Origin of the sequence: Bacillus lumedeiriae, from assembly GCF_044891285.1 — a bacterium.
GTDB classification, from domain to species: domain Bacteria; phylum Bacillota; class Bacilli; order Bacillales; family Domibacillaceae; genus Pseudobacillus; species Pseudobacillus lumedeiriae.
In genome coordinates this window covers 1-18,799 of record NZ_JAUIYO010000004.1, presented here as the reverse complement: position 1 = coordinate 18,799, position 18,799 = coordinate 1, and the positions used below count along the sequence as shown (strand labels likewise).

Annotated in this window: 16 protein-coding genes and 1 pseudogene; 7 read left to right on the top strand and 10 right to left on the bottom strand. The window is 39.8% G+C overall.

Going from position 1 to position 18,799, the window contains the following annotated elements; translation table 11 throughout:
* Positions 1 to 108 precede the first annotated feature (108 nt).
* On the top strand, positions 109 to 978 hold the full coding sequence (locus QYG89_RS07710; RefSeq protein WP_404316253.1) for a stalk domain-containing protein: 870 nt from the start codon (positions 109 to 111) through the stop codon (positions 976 to 978).
* A gap of 416 nt (positions 979 to 1,394) precedes the next feature.
* Here the strand turns inward: QYG89_RS07710 and QYG89_RS07705 are convergent, their stop codons facing one another.
* Positions 1,395 to 1,877, bottom strand: a complete 483-nt coding sequence (locus QYG89_RS07705; protein WP_404316251.1) for a C40 family peptidase — start codon at positions 1,875 to 1,877, stop codon at positions 1,395 to 1,397.
* Positions 1,878 to 2,722: 845 nt separating this feature from the next.
* Here QYG89_RS07705 and QYG89_RS07700 point away from each other — a divergent pair.
* A complete protein-coding gene (locus QYG89_RS07700; RefSeq protein ID WP_404316249.1) occupies positions 2,723 to 3,601 on the top strand; it encodes a DMT family transporter in 879 nt (292 codons plus the stop codon).
* Positions 3,602 to 3,774: 173 nt separating this feature from the next.
* Here the strand turns inward: QYG89_RS07700 and QYG89_RS07695 are convergent, their stop codons facing one another.
* The 8 genes from QYG89_RS07695 to QYG89_RS07660 form a co-directional block, all read right to left on the bottom strand.
* A complete protein-coding gene (locus QYG89_RS07695; protein ID WP_404316247.1) occupies positions 3,775 to 4,329 on the bottom strand; it encodes an HPP family protein in 555 nt (184 codons plus the stop codon).
* A 201-nt stretch (positions 4,330 to 4,530) separates the two neighbouring features.
* Positions 4,531 to 6,024 carry an aldehyde dehydrogenase family protein gene (locus QYG89_RS07690; protein WP_404316245.1) on the bottom strand — a complete coding sequence of 498 codons (1,494 nt, stop codon included), beginning with the start codon at positions 6,022 to 6,024 and terminating at the stop codon, positions 4,531 to 4,533.
* Positions 6,025 to 6,043: 19 nt separating this feature from the next.
* Entirely contained in the window at positions 6,044 to 6,982 is a 939-nt protein-coding gene (locus tag QYG89_RS07685) for a PDR/VanB family oxidoreductase (RefSeq protein ID WP_404316243.1), read from the bottom strand.
* A gap of 66 nt (positions 6,983 to 7,048) precedes the next feature.
* Complete coding sequence (locus QYG89_RS07680; RefSeq protein ID WP_404316241.1) at positions 7,049 to 7,546, bottom strand: dimethylamine monooxygenase subunit DmmA family protein; 498 nt, start codon at positions 7,544 to 7,546, stop codon at positions 7,049 to 7,051.
* 27 nt (positions 7,547 to 7,573) lie between these two features.
* Positions 7,574 to 8,548, bottom strand: coding sequence for a heme-dependent oxidative N-demethylase family protein (locus QYG89_RS07675; RefSeq protein WP_404316239.1), 975 nt, complete (start codon positions 8,546 to 8,548; stop codon positions 7,574 to 7,576).
* A 39-nt stretch (positions 8,549 to 8,587) separates the two neighbouring features.
* Positions 8,588 to 9,931, bottom strand: a complete 1,344-nt coding sequence (gene hemA / locus QYG89_RS07670) for a glutamyl-tRNA reductase (RefSeq protein WP_404316237.1) — start codon at positions 9,929 to 9,931, stop codon at positions 8,588 to 8,590.
* A 198-nt stretch (positions 9,932 to 10,129) separates the two neighbouring features.
* Complete coding sequence (locus QYG89_RS07665) at positions 10,130 to 11,554, bottom strand: purine-cytosine permease family protein (RefSeq protein WP_404316235.1); 1,425 nt, start codon at positions 11,552 to 11,554, stop codon at positions 10,130 to 10,132.
* Positions 11,555 to 11,650: 96 nt separating this feature from the next.
* Positions 11,651 to 11,851 (bottom strand): hypothetical protein, encoded by a 201-nt coding sequence (locus tag QYG89_RS07660; protein WP_404316233.1) that lies wholly within the window; start codon positions 11,849 to 11,851, stop codon positions 11,651 to 11,653.
* 354 nt (positions 11,852 to 12,205) lie between these two features.
* On the opposite strand from QYG89_RS07660, the gene QYG89_RS07655 reads away from it, so the two are divergent.
* From QYG89_RS07655 to QYG89_RS07645, 4 genes and pseudogenes are all read left to right on the top strand, one after another.
* Positions 12,206 to 13,966, top strand: a complete 1,761-nt coding sequence (locus tag QYG89_RS07655; protein WP_404316231.1) for a sigma-54 interaction domain-containing protein — start codon at positions 12,206 to 12,208, stop codon at positions 13,964 to 13,966.
* A gap of 175 nt (positions 13,967 to 14,141) precedes the next feature.
* Positions 14,142 to 14,945, top strand: a pseudogene (locus QYG89_RS17380) (HAMP domain-containing protein); the annotation flags it as partial.
* Positions 14,940 to 15,884, top strand: coding sequence for a methyl-accepting chemotaxis protein (locus tag QYG89_RS17375; protein ID WP_449727744.1), 945 nt, complete (start codon positions 14,940 to 14,942; stop codon positions 15,882 to 15,884). The pseudogene QYG89_RS17380 and the gene QYG89_RS17375, both read left to right, overlap by 6 nt.
* 51 nt (positions 15,885 to 15,935) lie before the next feature.
* Positions 15,936 to 17,096, top strand: coding sequence for a hypothetical protein (locus tag QYG89_RS07645; RefSeq protein ID WP_404316226.1), 1,161 nt, complete (start codon positions 15,936 to 15,938; stop codon positions 17,094 to 17,096).
* A 35-nt stretch (positions 17,097 to 17,131) separates the two neighbouring features.
* On the opposite strand, the gene QYG89_RS07640 is transcribed toward QYG89_RS07645, so the two are convergent.
* Positions 17,132 to 17,938, bottom strand: coding sequence for a CPBP family glutamic-type intramembrane protease (locus QYG89_RS07640; protein ID WP_404316224.1), 807 nt, complete (start codon positions 17,936 to 17,938; stop codon positions 17,132 to 17,134).
* Positions 17,939 to 18,125: 187 nt separating this feature from the next.
* Here QYG89_RS07640 and QYG89_RS07635 point away from each other — a divergent pair, with 187 nt between their 5' ends.
* On the top strand, positions 18,126 to 18,773 hold the full coding sequence (locus QYG89_RS07635; RefSeq protein ID WP_404316222.1) for a Bax inhibitor-1/YccA family protein: 648 nt from the start codon (positions 18,126 to 18,128) through the stop codon (positions 18,771 to 18,773).
* The last annotated feature ends 26 nt before the right edge of the window (positions 18,774 to 18,799 follow it).

The window sequence follows — 18,799 nt, the reverse complement described above, 5'->3', positions numbered from 1 at the left end:
AATAGAATAGAGGAAGCGAAATGGACTGGGAAAGAGTCTATTTCGCTTCTTTTTTATATCACCTTTGATACATATGTATAAATAATGAAGAATGTGGGGGAGAAGGCAATGAAGCTGTTTACTAAAGAAACGGTTAAAGGAATGATCATTGGTTCAGTACTTACCGCCGGACTTGGTTCTGGTGCTGCCTATGCGGGAACAGTCATTCACCAATATAAAACTCCAAGAGGGAATACCGCTGCGGTTGAAGAAGAGAACGTCCATAAAAATCGGATAGGTGTCACAGTCAATGGACAAGCAGTCAATAGTGATACTTGGTATCACGATAGTGGAAAAACATTTGTGCAGCTCCGTGATGTAGCAGAGATGTTAGGAGCAAAGGTCAACTACAACTCAAAAACGATGTCAGCTGAACTTGTCTTGCAGCAAAGTCAGACGACACCTATTAACCTTATTGATTACATGCCCCCACAAATGAGTGTCAAATATTTTAAAGGCACTGGTATGGAATATGCGGAATACAAAGAAACGGTTTTGTCTTTAAAAAACGGATTATTAGAAACGTATGATGATAATGAAGGAACAAGAATCCTTTCGATTCTTGATATCAGTCAAAATGAAATCGCTGAAGTTTACCACGAAGACGAAGTATACGAAAACGGAACAGTTAATCTAGCCACTCTAGATAGATATAAACATAGAACGACATTACTCAAAAATCCAATTGAAGTTGGAAGGGAAATTAACGGACAGAAGATCATTAAAACTAATGCTGAGATTAAGGTTCCTTATGGGACGATAAAAAATGTCATTGTCTTGGAAGAACGCGAAGTTTATGACGATGGTTCTGTTCGGGTTTTTAGAAAATATTGGGCGAAACGTTTAGGGTTAGTTAAAAGTGAATCTATTCATACCAGCGGTGGTTCGAAGCATGTCATCACCTCGGAACTAGAAAGAATAGAGCCTTATAAAAATTAAGTAGGGGAGTTGATTCCTTAATAAGTTTGGTTTGAAAGGAAAAGTAGTTATTACGGAGATAGGACTTTCTTTTTTGTTTTCACTCGAATGTGAGGGTGGTTGATTGTCGCTATTCTTTCCGTTTTAGGAAAGAATGTAATCATCGTAGAAACGTTTCTTGAATTTCTTTGTGAAGTTCTGAAAGGAATTGCACGCGAAGTAAGTGTGTATTTCTTTAAAACAAGAAAACCACCCCTCGCCGTAGAAGCAGGGTGGTTCTCGCAGAACTAAATAATGTATGACAGCCACCACCCTGACGGCAGGGGCTGCGGGAGAAGTGTTGCCAGCACTTCTTTTTTTTATTATATTCTTGTTATATAGCAAATAAATAAGGGGTATTGGAGTTAGCATCGCTCATATATGCGTTGAAGCCTCATTTATTTAATCACTCGTTTTGCACCTACATAACGATCTTTCCAATACTTATCACTCATTTTCACCACTTTTACTCCCTTTGATGTGGCCCCTGTAAATGTGCCATTTCCATTATAAATGCCAACAAACGATACTTTCCCTTTTTGTCCGGTAGCGTAGAAGACTAAATCGCCTTGTTTCAATTCACTTTGCTTCACTGCTTTCCCTGTATGATATTGTGATGCACTTGTTCTCGGGATCGTCATTTTAGTTGCTGCTGTTTTATAGACATATTGTGTAAAACCGCTTGCATCAAATCCGTTTGGCGTTGTCCCTCCCCATTTATAAGGGGTCCCCACATATCGTTTGGCTGATTCTGAGACTTCCTCCCCGTAATTAATAGATGCTGAAGCGCTGGATGCTTGAGAAAAAGTGAATGCTGCTAATAAAGCTAGAGTGGATAATACGGTTACTACCCATTTTGGAAAGCTGACAGTCATACTCATTTCGATTCCTCCCCATCATGAAAAATCAACACAATTTTAAATTTATGGGGATTTGTATAATTTATTCCAAATGTTAATTAAAATAATTTCTATCTGTCGCAGTCAATAGAGGAGAACAGCAAAAGCTATTCAAAAAGCATCACCTATGGACTAACAAAAGAAAGCTACAGGGATAAGGATGTCAAAATAGAGTACCCTCAAATGATCCGATTAGGTAATGAAAATAAGCAGAAAATCGTGAACGACCTCATAAAGAGTGAGGCTTTGAAGGTGTTAAACTATTACCCATCAGCGGAGAATGAGTTAACTTTAGAAATCAATTATAGGTAGGAAAGGGTCTATTACATCTCTATACATATCGAACGAATATTCTTGTTGAAAAGGAAGGCTCTGCGAATCTGAGGGCACTGAAAAACTTACGATTTTAAATTCGTACCGATTTTTCAAACAGAAATAGTCAGCCGCTTGTTCGAAATCGAACAAGCGGCTGACTATTTCTTTGATTTTTTCTATTCTTTTTCTTTTCGTGGACCTTGCGTAACAATTGGATTCAACTTTGCGGCGAGCGCTATTTCGTTTTCTTTTGTGTATTCAATATTTGCCTTTTCGGAGTAAAGCAGTGTTTTAATTCCCCCTGTTTTAAGCAGATACCGTTGATTGGAGTGGAAAGCGTCCGCCTGGAGCGCAAATCAACAATGTTTAGTGTAGTCACTATTTTAGGTGGACTTTTTCAGTGCCCTCATGAATCTGCAGGGCTTTTCTTTTTAGCTTTTCTTTTTTATGATGGGGCAGGTACGATAAAAATCACAGTCGTTATAATGATAACGAATTAGAGGGGGGATTGGATGTATGCAAAGCTAAAATTTGCCATCTCCATGGCCATATTCGGTTCGATCGGTTTATTTTCGGAAAAAACGGGTCTGCACTCAATCGAATTAGTTTTTGTGCGCTGCCTCTGTGCAAGCATGCTTTTAGGAGCGATATGGGGGATTAGTGCACTGAAAACAAAACAACAGAGGAAAATTCCTATTCCTCACCGGGAGTATGTACTTGCCTTATTATGCGGTGTATTCCTTATCATAAATTGGGTCTTTTTCTTTCGTTCTTTAGAAGTGATGCCGATTACTGTGGTCATATCCATTTATCATCTAGCACCAGTGATTGTGCTTCTCTTAGGTTCTTTTATCTTTAAAGAAAAAATAACGAGAACAGGATGGGTCTTTTTCTTTGTTTGCTTTTTAGGAACTTTGTTAGTGGGAGGCATTCACCAGCATGCAACTGTTGCTGGATTTTTATCCACGGGTGTTGTCTGGGCGTTTGCGGCAGCATTGTTCTACGCTCTTACTTCGATCACGGGAAAGGGAATTCAAATGCTTCGTCCCTTGTTAACAACTGTTATTCAAACAAGTCTCGGTATTGTATTATTGCTGCCATTAGTGGACTGGTCAAATTTTATACATCTTACTTTTGAAAACTGGTTCTATATCCTTGTGACAGGATTTATTCATACAGGATTTGTATTTTATTTGTTTTTTAGCAGTCTGCGTGAATTAAAGGCTCAAACCATTGCTCTTTTAGTCTTCATTGATCCGATTGTCGCTATCTTACTTGATGTAACGATTTTAAACTACCGTCCTGATGTCTATCAGCTTATCGGAATATTTCTAGTGTTTGTGGGGATTAGTTATTCTCCTAAACAGGAAAGAAGTTTAGAAAGAGCGTAAAGCGGCCGAAAAACGAAGCTTACAAAACATCTTGCCCCAGAGTAGTGGGGCAAGATTTCATAGGAAATTGAAAGCTATAGTGGGGTTAGGGGAATTCGTTTGTGAAAGCAGCAGAAGAGAAATGAGACGGCAGCTATATAATAGAAGGAAATGAATCTGACCTCCCGGCAGTTCTATACCCAAAACGTGGGGTAATTTCGATCACTTCTTAAATTATTGATCAGCAGCGCAAATAAAACGATTAACACGGAGCCGATGAAAACAGGTAAAAATAAAAAGCTCCAATTGTAATCTCCCATCATCACGACAAGCGGATTTGCCCCTGCCGGAGGGTGCGTGGTTTTGGTTAACATTAATGCGGCAATCGCCAATCCAACAGCTAAACCAATTGCCCAGGGGCTATTCCCGAATATGTAGTAGATTGACAAGCCGATGAAGGTTGATATGAGATGTCCGCCAATAATATTTCTTGGCTGTGACAGCGGGGCGTTCCAAACACCGAATGCAAGAACGCAACTAGCACCAAATGGAGCGATTAGCCATTCCGTTGACGTGACGCTAGTCAATATGGATAAAACAGAAATGGTTAAAAAGCCACCGAGTAATCCCGTCATGGCATCTTTTACATTTACTTTTAAAGGCGTGACGCCGTCTCCTTTCATTTTAGATGCAAGCGAAAAAGGAACAGAATGTTTCTCTACCCGACTTGTTGATCTCGAACTTTCCATTGATTCTCTCCTTCCTTCTATCAGGCTTAACGGTTCAGTCATTATGAGATCCGGTCAATGACTTGGAAAAGCTGCGGCATTGGCTATTAAAATAGGAACTAATAGGATGAAAACTGATATGATTTTTTTCTTACATGATATCAAACATCATTCATTGGTTGGAAAAAGAGAAGTGAGGGGACTCACTTCTCTTTTTAGGATTTAGTTGTTTGGAAACCAGCCTACAGGTTCTACTGCAAGGTTAATATTGATCTGCTTGATTTCTTGGAAGTCGTCCAAACCATAAGTTCCAAGGCTGCGGCCAATTCCGCTTTGTTTATATCCGCCCCAAGGAGCTTCTACATAAGTAGGGTGGTAGGCGTTCACCCAAGTGATTCCAGCGCGAACCTTTTTAATGACTCGCATTGCTTTTGCTCCATCACCTGAGAAAACACCGCCGGCAAGTCCATAAACAGTATCATTAGCTAATTGAATGGCTTCTGCTTCATCTTTAAACTTTTGAATGGTAACGACTGGCCCAAAGATCTCCTCTTGAACGATGCGCATGTCGGATGTAACGTTTGTGAAAACGGTTGGTTCGATGAAGAATCCTTGATCTAAGCCGTTTTCTGTTAAACGACGGCCGCCGCATGCTAGTGTAGCACCTTCTTGTTTGCCAATTTCGATGTAACGTAAAATGGCGTTCATTTGATGTTCACTGTTAATTGCGCCCACTTGGGAAGTCTCATCTAGACCAGGACCAACTTTAATTTGTTTAGCGCGTTCAACATAGCGTTCCACGAATTGATCGTAGATGCTTTCTTCTACTAAAATACGGCTTCCGGATGAGCATACTTGACCAGCACCAAAGAAAATTCCAAATAGCGCATAATCCACCGCTGTTTCAAAGTCTGCATCTGCAAAAATAATGTTTGGAGATTTTCCGCCGAGCTCTAGGGAAATTTTCTTTAAGTTTCCTGCAGCAGCTCTCATAATTTCGCGTCCAACTTCTGTGCTTCCTGTAAAGGAGACAAGATCGACATCGTTGCTTTCTGCTATCGTCTGACCGACGACGGAGCCTTTACCCATTACAAGGTTTACTACACCTTTAGGAACACCGACTTCTTCGATGATCTCTACTAATTTCATGGCAGTAATCGGAGTAGATTCTGCTGGCTTATAAACAATTGTATTTCCTGCAGCCAATGCTGGAGCGATTTTCCACACGCTCATTAATAGTGGGAAATTCCAAGGAACAATCAGACCAGTAACGCCAACCGGCTCTCTAACGACCATTGCCTGTACATCTTCAGGAACTTGGTATGTCTCGCCATCAGGTGTCATAATCAAACCAGCGTAATAACGGAAGCATGTAGCAGCATCGCTAATATCGAATTCAGCTTCGGCTTTCAATTTACCATTGTCCATCACTTCTAATTTAACTAATTCATCAAAATTCTCTTCAATTTTGTCTGCAATTTTATTGAGGTATTTAGCTCGCTCGTGAGTAGTTAGTTCAGACCATACACCGCTTTCAAAGGCAGCCTTTGCAACAGCGATCGCTTCTTCTGTTTCTTCTTTTGTTGCTCTTGGAGCTGTAGCGATCACTTCTTGGTTTGCAGGATTGATTACTTTATTTAAATCGGAGTTTTGAGAATCTCTCCACTCACCATTGATATACATTTTTAACTCGATTGCTTGTGTTTGTACTGTCATTTTTTATCCACCTCGTCAGTTATATTTTTAAAACTAATTTTTCTTCCTTAGCTCTTGAGCAGCATGTCAATATCATCTTTCGTTGTTGTCTTTCTTCATCGCTGAAAAAGATATCCCGGTGATCCACTTCTCCCTGAACGACATCCACTTCACATTGTCCACATCCTCCAGCTTTGCAGGAATAGGGAGCTTCGATGCCTGCATCAAGCAGAGCTTCTAACAGCGTTTGTTCAGAGTTTACTTCTATGACTGTATTACGATTAACGACTTCCACTAAAAATGGATGGTTTTCTCCGGATGCAGCCGCAAATAATTCAAAGTGGATGGACTTTTCTGGATATCCGTAGGAGAGAGCTGCTTCCTTGTATTCAGTAACCATAGAAACGGGACCACAGAAGTAAACGTGGCTGCCAATTCTCTGATTCTTCATCGTTTCCGGTGTCATGCGTACGGGTTCATCACTTCTTGAGAAGTAGAAGGTGCATTTGCCCGGATACTTTTCATTCAAGTAATCATAATAAGCACACAGTTCCTTTGTTCGTGCTGCATAATGAAGTTCAAATGTTTTTCCTTGAGCTTCTAGTTCAGTCATCATCGTTAAGAATGGAGTGATCCCAATTCCAGCGGCGTAAAACACATGATGTTTAGCGTGAAACCCTAACGTAAAGTGGTTTTTTGGAAAACTAGTTTTCACTGTATCACCGACTTTGACGTGATCGTGCCAATAAACAGATCCTCCTCTTGAATGTGGGTCACGATTAATAGAGATAGAGTAGTGAGTGCGATCGGTTGGATCACTTACAAGAGAATAATCTCTTTCAAGGATTGTCTCTCCCTGGTCCACATATGTCGTGATATGCGCACCGCCCGTAAATGCCGGTAACAGCTTCTGATCGGAAGGATAAAGATAAAAGCGTTTAACACTTTCGGTTATTTGCTCGATCTTTCCTACGTACATTTCTATATTTCCTATGACTCTCATAACCTTCACCTCAGTCCTTTCTTCAATGTGAGTTAAATTGCGTTAATTAGGGATGAATGGATAACCTATATAGCCTTTGCGAACTTTAGAGAAAAATGGGCCAACCTCCATGTAAGCATCGCAGTGTGTACATTGAACCTCATCGTCGTAGCTGGTTTCACTCGTTTGATAACATTTCATGCAATAGATATAACGTCTTTTAGGTCCGTATATAATTGTTTGAATTTCATCTTCTGTAAAGCCTGCTTCGATCGCTTCAGTAAAAGCAGTGACGGCGTGATCCCAGTCCGAAGCAATGTACAGGTGAGTGCCCATTTTTTGACTATAAAGCAGGGTACGCAGGTCTTGAAGGTTGATGGAATCTCCCATTTCAAAGTGCTCATATTCAAGCGCTTCTTGTGAATCCGCAGCTAAAACTTGTTTGACATCGCTTACAGCTTTTTGATCATAAATAATCAGGTGCTTTTTTCTTTTATTATTAAAGGTAATTGTTTCTTTAATTGTTTCTGATTGATCATATAATACGGGGCTATTATACAAAGTGCTCCTCCCTTTCTTCTTGGTTTTTTATTTCACTTTTACACTATCAATCAAGTTTTTAAGATACTCAACCGATTGAGGTAAGAACGGTGCCATTCCTTTATACTCCGCCATATAATCTGGAATATCTGCAAGGTTAAAATAGGTGATCTCCAGCCATTCCGGTCTCAGTACGAGGTCTTCCAATGGGAGAAACTGAGTATCAAGGATGAATAAAATGGCGTTGCTGCGCGGCATGCGGATGAACCATTGCTCTTCTACACGAAGGTGAACGAGCTTTCCTGCATTTTCTGCTGTTACCTTATGTCTTTCAGGTCCCCAAATATCCATTGTTTCATAGTTGACATCCCAACGATCGGCCATAAGGTTCCAGTTGACCCTTGTTCTTGGTGCTCCCGGTTCAATCGTTAACAAAAACTTTCTGATTCTATCGGCGAGGTCTACACCATCCCGACTGACAAATGGTACCGGTCCGTGTATTTCATTAAATGACATTCCAAGATTCCAGTTTGGTGAAAACAATGCTGCAAAAGATTCTTGAGCCACTTCTAGGTAGAAGTTATCATCTCTGTTGACCATTAACATAAAGTCATTATGAAAATGGCGGCCAATCATATCATAAGGCTCCAGTGAAATACTTGACTCATCACCAAAAATGAAGGTTTCTGTTTCTTCAAGGATATGGTTAGAGAAAGTCCATTGGTTTCCATCTTTTTCAACGCTAAAGTGTTCAGGGTATTTATCTACCGCCAAATCGATTAATAATTCAACAAACTCCCATTGCATTTCCATCGTATGGGGGAAGGATTGGTAGCGGACATCTGGTTGTTTTTCTAACATTTCTCGTTTCCGTTTGATTTGAACTTTGTATTCGGGAGTGATTTTCATGAAATTCACTTTATCCTCACTTAATGCCACTAAGTCATTGGAATAACGATATGTTTTATGCTTAAAATTTGTAAATGGGAATGTAAACATATCAAGATTAGTTGATTTAAACATCTGATTCTCCTCCTTTTGATTAAACGCAGCTTTGTGTTGTTAACTTCCTGTATCTTTTAGCAGTTGATGCAGCAGGGGATGATCCAGATCGACATCAAACGCCAATTCACTTTCTAATTCAAACATTCTGGAAATTAAGCTGAGATATTCAACCTTTTTTTCGTCGTTCTCCTCTTGTGAAGCGATCTCTTTCATCATAAGAATGGGGCGGCGGATGAATTGATTGGAAATCATTTTTGTATATTTCGAAATCACCTGCTTTTCTTTTTCAGATAGGCTGGGTAATTTATTATGAATATGTTTCATTGCTTCTGCTTGAATACCTGAAGATTTTTCTTGCAGTTCCTCGATAAGAGGGGTAATGGATAATGTCTTTTTCCAATCGTTAAATTCAAATAATTCCGCTGCTATCATCCGTTTGATCTTGTTTGCCTCTTTTAATCTTTCTTTTTGATTGGAGTCAATGACGTTGTGTAAGTGATCCACGTCATATAAATAGACGTTTTCTAGTTCGCCAACTTTTGGGTCTATATTTCTTGGCACTCCAAGATCGATAAAAGTAAGAGGACGTTCTTTTCTGCTTCCGATAAGATGAATCACGTTTGTTGTGTCCAGCAGATAACTGTTTCTGTTGATAGAGCAAATAACCAAATCAACTTGTTCTAATAGCTGCAGACACTCGCTGAAAGGGTAAGCGTTTCCATTGTAGACGGCGGCTAATTCCTCTGCTTTATCGAAGGTACGGTTGGCAAAAAGCAGCTCATGGCATCCTGCTTCCTTCAAATGCTGGGCAGCTAACCTGCTCATTGTTCCCGCGCCAATGAGTAATGCTTTTTTCCGTTCTAATTGAGGAATTTCTTTTTTTAACATTTGAATGGCTGCATAACTGATGGAGACCGCTTGTTTTCCTATCGACGTTTGAGTATGTGCCTTTTTTCCAATCGTGATCGCCTGTTGGAAAAGGCGATTGAAAAGTTCGCCGGTATTTTTAGAGTGCTGGCTGTCAAAAAACGCTCGTTTCACTTGCCCCAGGATTTGAGTTTCCCCTACAACTAAGGAATCTAAGCCGCAAACGACAGTAAATAAATGAGTCACGGCTTCATCATTTATTTTGACATAAACCGCACTTTCGGCTTTGTGATAGTATTTGGTCACTTTTTTCAGCAATTTCTCTTTTAATATTCTTTCCGCCAAATACAGATTGTCTGTAGCTGCATACATTTCAGTTCTGTTACATGTACTGAGAACTACACATTCTTTGATAATCGGGTTAGATATTAATTTAAGTTCAATATCTTTTTTTTCGAACGCATCAAAGTGAGTCTGTTCCCTTATTGTTAGAGGAGCACTCTCATGATTTAATCCAATTACTAAGATTGTCAATGTATCCCTCCTTCCAATAATGCGGTGAATGAGCAGCAGAATCGTTTACGAAGCTTTCCTGCTCTTACTCTAGTAATTGCAATATCCGTGCCAAATGTTATTTCCAAACAAAACCGCGATAAATCAGGTTTTGTGATTTTTTTATTCACATGTGTAATTTCAATTATTAAATTTTATTTCAAAAATAAAATTTCTGGATTAAACAGCATCGTTGCTTTTGGATGGTAAAGAATTGTTATTCATGACTTGATCTGCATGATAAGAAAAGACGTATTTGGCCGAAACATAGTAGCAGATTCCTGCTGCAAAGTATGCTGGGATACCTGCCGACATATAATAGAACAAACTGCTGGAAGTATCCGCTACAGGATTGTACAAGCTCCAGTAGGCTATTGTACCAACGATAAAGCTTACAATGGCAGATGGATTCACTCCCCGCCAGTAATAATAACTTCCGTTCGTATCATAAAGATCTCGAATGGAAACTTTCTGTTTTTTCACAAAGAAGAAGTCAGAAATGACGATTCCTCCAAATACCGCCATGATATAGGAAATCACTGTAATAAAAGATCCGAAAGCATCGTAAAACGAGGCACTCAACAATAACAAGACTGTTGGTATAGCTGTTGCCATGGCAATAGACCAGGATTTCTTTGGAAAAACGGTTTTAAAACTAATAGCCTGCGAATACATAAGAAACGTTCCTGCCGTGATATTTCCAAGAGTAAGTAACAGAAGACCAATGATTCCAATCCATGTGCCTCCGATGGCAAACATCCAATCGGTTGGATCTAATGAGGCAACGACTAAGGCTGCAAGGGCTCCTAGTATGACAGCGACGTTGACAATAATGCCATAGCTGAAAAAGCCGGCTTTAAATGCGGACTTTTCGCTTTTGGCAAGTCTGCTGTATTGGCCCAGGTAAGGAAGCCAAGAAAATCCAAGTCCAATGTTTATTTCTAAAGCTGTAATAAGGGAACGAGCATGATCATCATAGGGTTCAGCTGGAGATAGAGAGAATATTTTATCCAATCCTTGTCCAAACATTAAAAGAGCTATGAGTCCTAAAGTCATCAGTAAAATAGCTGGAACACCTATTAAGTTAAACTTACGCATGACGAGCGGTCCCTGAAAAGTGATCAAAAATACAATCGCAAAGATGATGATGGCAAAGAAAGGTGCCCCCGTTGTTCTAGTTGTAAAAAATTCCGGGAGACCAGCGACAGAAGCAATCTTCACCAATGCCTGTCCTGCCATAAAGAAGGCAATGGACATGTAACCGATCGTAAGGAACATGAAGATAAAATAAAATATATTTGATCCTAAGTAGCCTAACGCGCTGCGGAAACCAATAAATGTATCCACCCCGTACCTGGCAAAAAGAAGGATGATAGGTGCAATTAATAGGAAAGGCAAGGCATTTCCAAATAAAATCGATGCAATCGCTTCTTTAGCACTAAGCAGCATCCCCGTATACCCGCCTACAAGTATGCAGATACAAGAAATACCGATTCCCACTTGAATGAGAACCAAATCCCAAAAACCAAACACACGATCACTTTTTTGTGCCGGCAGGAATCCAAAAGCTACATCCTTTGAAATAGCAGAATTGTTTTTACTCATTTCAACCTCCGAATATTTTTATTTAGCAGGCGGCAGGCGCCTAACCTGTCTATAAAGCATTAAGAGTATATACAACAACGTTAAATGAAATTTCATTTAGAAAATAACAAACAACAAAAATACGGAAATAGCCCCTATGACCATTAGTTCAGGAACGGCATGAACGATCCCCATTTTTTCAGTATTGGATTCTTCCTTCTCATAATGTTGAATTCTGTCATGAAGATCGGTATACAAGGTTCTGACAAATGCATCTGTAGACATCATATTTTTTTTAATCATGCTTTCTTTTTTCAAAATAGCCCCTCCTTATTGATTTGAATATTTAGTCTATTTAGAGTATTGCAAGTTGCGAACCAATTTGAAAACCCTTACAAATCTAGGATTGAGCCAATTAATGATTTCACTTATGAAATTTTTATTCAAATTTGAAAACCTTTACAAACTAAAAATTCAGACAACAATTGATTTGCATTTGTCGGTTTTTCATTTAAAATTAAAATAACTTCAGAGAAAACATCAAAAAGGGATGTGATTAAAATTCATAACATGCTTGTGGGCGTTTTACAGTCAACTCTTTTGAGTATATATGACGAACTCGTTATTACTGATACTCGGGGAAAAATAATTGGAAATTTCGGAAATATCAAAATGTTATGGAAAGATAAGCCTGATTTGATCGGCATGAATTTATTTGAAATTGAAAAAAAAATCTTTTATGATGAATCGTCTCTAGAGGATTTACTGAATGGAGATAAAAGGTCTGTTATTCAAACGGCTTGGAATAACCAAAGAATACTTATTACTTATTACCCGGATCATAAGCTGAACGATAAAGAATATTATACATGGGGGCTCAAGGTTCTTTCACGAAGCGATAATATTTTGATGGAAAACACCGTGGAGGATGAAAACGATTTTTCTAAAACGCTTACAAAAGACGTTTCTAGGCTGTTTATTGTGAAGAGTCAAAAGATGATGGATGTTTTGAGTACGGTTGAAATGGCTGCGAAGGTTTCGTCATCCGTTCTTTTATTGGGGGAATCTGGAGTAGGTAAGGAGGTAATAGCGCGGGCCGTTCATGACCTGGGTGTTAGAAAAAGCAAACCATTTATTGCAGTGAACTGTGGAGCCATTCCTGAAAACCTATTGGAAAGCGAGCTATTTGGATATGAGGAAGGGGCTTTTAGCGGTGCAAAGAAGGATGGCGCGCCTGGCAAATTTGAACTGGCAAATAAGGGAGTCATTTTTCTCGATGAAATCGGTGAAATGCCGCTTAATCTTCAGGTGAAATTACTAAGAGTTCTGCAAGAAAGGGAAGTGACTCGTTTAGGAAGTTCGGCTACTGTCAAACTGGACATCCAAGTCATCGCAGCTACGAATAAAGATATTAAAAGCTTAGTGAATAAAGGGAAGTTCAGGGAAGATCTGTATTATCGTTTAAATGTCATTCCTATAAATATCCCTTCATTAAGGGAAAGAATTGAAGAGCTTCCTTACTTCATTCGTTTCTTTTTACACAAGTATAACAATATGTATAATCGGACAATTGAAATCAATCAAGATGCCATTGACTTAATGTCGATCTATGAATGGCCGGGTAACATTAGACAGCTTGAAAATACGGTTGAGAGAATAGTTGTCACGAGTAAAGATACAGTGGTAGATGCTTCTGTTGTGCAAGAATTTATTCCATTTGAACAAGAAGTGATGACATCTCCACCCATGTTTAAACATCTTATGCCCCTGCAAGACGCCATTGATCTTGTAGAAGAGCAATTAATTACGATGGCTATGGAAAAATATAAATCTATTAAACTAGCATCAAAGGTGCTGAATGTCAGTCAGCCCACAATGAGCAGGAAGTATAAAAAGATTTTGACGAAATTGGCGGAACAGAATATAGTCCCATCTGCTAAAAGGAACGTACTTGAAAGTCAGCTAAATAGCCGATTGCGTTCTGTAGCTATAGCAACAGCAGCAATCATACAGCCTGAAGAGGTCAGCGAATTGAAAAGAGAACCCGCGTTTTCTAATCCAACTTTTCGGAAGATTCAAAGTCAGCTTACGATGATCAGAAAACAAGAAGGGGGAATCGAGTGGGCGTTTATCTTTGATATCCTTGAGGACAAGAAGTTTAGGACTCTTGTTGCAGACAAAGACTTTGTCATGACGCCTGGAGAATCCTATGAACCATCACCCGAATTCACTAAAGTAGCTGCTAATGCAGTGAAAGGAAGAGTGGAAGTAACCCCGATATATAAAGACGTTTACGGAGAATGGAAAACAAGCCTGGCACCGGTGATCGACGACACAGGCCAGGTCATTGCATTGATTGGTTATGATTACAGTAAAGAGTACATTGAGTCTGAATTAGGTAAGATGGGGAAGGTTTTGAAGATTAATATCTGAGAGGTTGTACTTGCCGCTCCCTGAATTTTTATAATAAGAGAAAAAGGAAGTCAGTCATTTTGGCTGGCTTTCCGTTTGTGTCTTCATAGGTCGATTCACTTTTATATCAGTAATACTTTATAAAGTCTCAAAAAAGCCGATATATGATTGTAGAAAATTATATTGGAGGAATTTCATGAGACAGCGAGAGGGAAAACTGAGTACGAAGATCACGATGCCTTTATTGGGTTCTATGCTGCTGATTCTTGTCATAACGATTTTTATATTATTTCAAAATACAAAAATGACAGTAGAGCAAACGATAGCGAATTTCAGCATGAATACAGCCGAAAATATGGCTTCCGGTTTTGATGTGCGTACATTTGAAACGTTTCTTGAACATCCGAAAGAGTCTGAAGAGTATTGGAAACTAAGAGAGCAGCTAGGTGATTATCAAGCGAAAACGGGTGCTTCTTACGTTTATGTAATGAATGAAAAAAATGAAAAGGTTACGATCCTTGTGGATGGAGCGCCAAAAGGTTCCGACCTGGCCTCAGAAATTGGTGCTCCAACGACGGGGACTTCATTCGCAGATGTGGAACCTGTGTTAAAGGGTGAGTACACTTCCACAGACATTGTGAATGACCCGGAATACGGACAATATTTGTCAGCATTTGCACCGATCAAAAATAAGAATGATGAGGTCATTGGCATACTAGGTGTCGATATTATGGCAGATGATGTAGGTGTTATCCAAGACCACGTCATTGCTCATTCACTGCCGCTGTACATCGCGATTTTGCTGGCGCTTATTGCAGGCACCGGGGTGCTGTTGTTTTTTTACACAAGATCACGTCTTGCTCCGCTGGCTGTCATCTCCAAAACGGCAAGGGAAATCCAGAATGGTGATCTTGAGAAAGCAGAGCAGATGATTGACAGTCTTGTCATTAAAGGTCATGACGAAATCAGGCACGTAGCCGATTCATTTAAAAATATGACGCATAGAATCAGAAGATTAATTTCTGGTATTGTTGATATCTCTCATCACCTCATTCAGACTTCTGAACAGTTGGCGGGTGATGTGCATACTGCGAGAAACTCTAATCAACAGAGTGCTCGGAAAATTGATTATATTGCGGACAGCAGTAAAAGCAATTTACAGCAGTTAGAGGAATCGATTCAAGCGATGGAGGAAATGGCGATCGGCATCCAAAAAATTGCAGATTCTTCTGGGAGCGTTTCTGAATCATCCAATGATGTAACCCAAACGGTTGAGTTGAGTGAACGTGATATCACTTATGTCATTAGCGAAATTCAAGGAGTAGAGTCATCGATCACTGCAACAGCCAGCAAACTGGAAAGTATGGTCGGTCAAGTGGACGAAATCAGCCAAATGACAAAGGTGATTACAGAAATATCCAACCAGACCAACCTGCTTTCTTTGAACGCTGCGATTGAAGCGACACGAGCGGGAGAACATGGAAAAGGTTTTGCTGTTGTAGCGGAAGAAGTAAGAAAGCTTGCCGAAGAGTCGAAGTGTTCAGCACAGGAAATATCCCGGCTGATGAGTGACTTCACTGGCGTTACGCAAGAAGTGATTGCAGACATGAACGAAAGCACGTTGAAAGCGCATAAAGGAACAGAGGCCGTCATGCATACTGGAAAAGTATTTACCCGGATTCTTGATTCGGTTCAAAAGGTAAATGAAGAGATCCAAGAAGTCTCTGCGGTCACAGAACAACTGAGCGCAGGAGCAGAAGAAATATTCGCCTCATTAGAGCAATTCTCAGAGATTACTAAGCAAACGGCGAAAGACACAATCGATGTAGCAGGCGCTTCTAAAAAAGAGCTTGTACAAATGGATAAAATGGAAGAAACGACGATTATATTGAAAGAGTTTGCTGAAAAGTTAGAGGAATCTGTGGCGGTTTTCAAATAGATTGCTTGTGAGTTGCGGGATGTATAAGAACATTAACGAAGAGAAGGTGACGTGCAAGTGTGTAAATTTTTAATGAAAAAGAGCCATCGATTTATAGGAGGATTAGCAGCAGCAGGCTTGTTCATGGTACTCAGTGCCTGCGGCAATCAGACCGATTCAGCTTCAAAAGAGCCGGCTGTTAAACAAACAGAAGAAGCCTCTCAAACAGCTGGTGTATCTGCGAATACGAAGGAAGCTGAAAACCATTCTGATCAAGATAACAGTATTGAGGGAGTTTTGTCAGAAGCCAAAGCTAAGAAGACTGTAGATGAACTGATGTCAGGAATCGTTGGAACGTTTAGGGATTCTGGGGAAAAGTACCGTTGGAGTAACTATAATAACCCTGCAAACTTCGATGTTTTACAGCCAGAACTATTAAACTATGCATCTGAAAGTTTTACCGACGGATTTTTAAGGGAAACAGCATCGGATTATTATTGTGAATGTGATCAACGATTTTTCCCTGATACTAGCTTAGATGTTCGCTTTACCTTACATAAAAGCACGAATCAAATGTTTGCAGCATCTAGTATTGAATTTATCAACGATATGGGAGATGGCGGGAATACGGTTTATTACACCGTCGTAAAGGAAAATGGGAAGTGGGTCATGGACGATATCAAATGGGTGGCACCCGAGAAAGAACCAATGAATGTCACATGGGACGAGCTGCAAGCTTATGAAAAACAATTCGATCCTAAAGTGGAGCTTCTTAATGAAAGCAAATACGACGGACGGAAAATATATATTATCCGATATCCTGAGCTTGACCAGATAAAAGGTGTATATGCAGACAACACCGAGATTTTATATGACGTTCCGAACGAATTATTGCCAGAAGCATTACAGGAAAAAGAGTCGAGTGAAGAGACGGAAGAAATAGCTCAAGAAGATGCGAGCGGCGAAAATCAAGAAGTAACCGAAGAGGCACCGTCGGGCGATACATTAACGCCAGAGCAAGCAGAACAGTTAGTGAGAGACCACTTAGGATTTACTAACCAGCCGGATATTTCTGTCGTATATGATCACGACACGGAAGAAGGGCATTATAATATCCATGTGTATAAAATTCTAGATAAAGGAACGGAATTTGAACACAATTCAACATACGGCTGGTATGGCGTTGTTCCAGAGACTGGTGAAATTTACGATTCTATACTAGAGGGAATGTAGAGGAGAGGTGCCTGGCACTTCTCCTTTTTCTCTCTTTAAAGCAGCATTTGTCCCTTATTTCTCTTAATCATCCATACGAAGATCATGAGATAAAAGATGATCAGCACAATGCCGGCGTCTCCAGTGATATAGGGAACAACAGGACTTGGGTTCTGTGTAAATATTTCTCCGTAATGCCACATAAGGTTATGGGCCGAGTGAGCAAAGATGGCAGGCCAGATGCTTCCTGTGACGTATCGCACATACGTTATAAATGCGCCGGCCAGCGTCACGGTTGCCATAAACAACGGTATAAAAATCAATAAATGAACATCCCCATGATAAATATCGGTGAACAGCATGATCGGCAAATGAAATAATCCCCAAATAAACCCGTTCAACAATAGAGCCTTTGCGAGTCCGATCTTTTTTAGCTTAGCCGCTAGATACCCGCGCCAGCCGATTTCCTCCCCCAGCGTCACGGTCAGCGAGCTTACGATAAAGCTAATGAAAAAACCAACAAATAGAAATGTCCCGCGTCCTTCATATTCTTCTCCAATCCCAAAAGTACCGAGACCTGTGAGCCAAACAATCATATATCCAATGATGATCGGAACCATTGGAATGATGAGTGCCCACAAAGAGAGTTTTAGGGGAAAACGATGAAATCCAAGTTGTTTCCACCCCGCTTTAGTGAATCCTTCTCCCGTGAGCAGCATGGTCATCAGCACAGAAGCAAAAGGAACGAACATAAATAAAGACGTGCTCTGCTTAACGGGCAGCATAATGATCATAAATACAAAGAAAAAAACGAAAGCCATATATATTGAAGCCTTTTGCATATCTGACAGGTTCTTTAGCAAATGAATCACTCCTTATACATTATTATGGATAACACCACCATAAATGGTATATAACGTACGGGCTTGCTGTCACTTTCTGGGGATTACATTTAAAACGGATGAAATTTCAATCTCTTATGATATTTTTGAAACCGTACTCTAGTTATATCGTATAATCTAGTAAAAAATAAAAAGGAGGTACGTGTATATGTCACAATCAGCTTATTATGAAGTGACTAATCATGAAAATATGAATGCAGTGCTTAAAGCGTTTATGCTTTCTTTAGGTATAGCTGTCCTTGGAATGTGTGTAGGCACTATAGTACCGCCAGCACTTTTTTTACCGCTTATCGTGATTGAAGTTCTACTATTGCTTGGAGCGTTCTTTTTGCGGAAACGAAAGGCTGTTGGGTATTCTTTTCTTTATTTCTTCACCTTTCTTTCAGGAGTGACGACTTATCCGATCGTCGCTTATTATTTACAGACTTCTGGGGCTCAAGTGGTTCTTGGGGCGTTTGCGTCTACGTTCGTTGTCTTTTTTGTCATGGCTGTTGCTGGAGTTAAAACGAAGAGAGATCTTTCATTTCTAGGCGGCCTGTTGTTAACGGTTTTATTAGCTTTAATTACACTATCCATTATGAATCTATTCTGGCCGTTTTCTTCTACTGCCATGTTTGTTTATTCAATCATCGGTACTGTGCTTTTCTCCGCTTATATTATGTATGACTTTAACCAGATGAAAAGAATGACGATCACAAATGAGATGGTTCCGCTATTGGCATTAAATTTGTATTTAGACTTTATTAACTTATTTATAAACCTGTTAAGGGTCCTGGGGTTTTTAAGTAAAGAATAAAAGCTGGGCGCCATCCGGATAGCGGA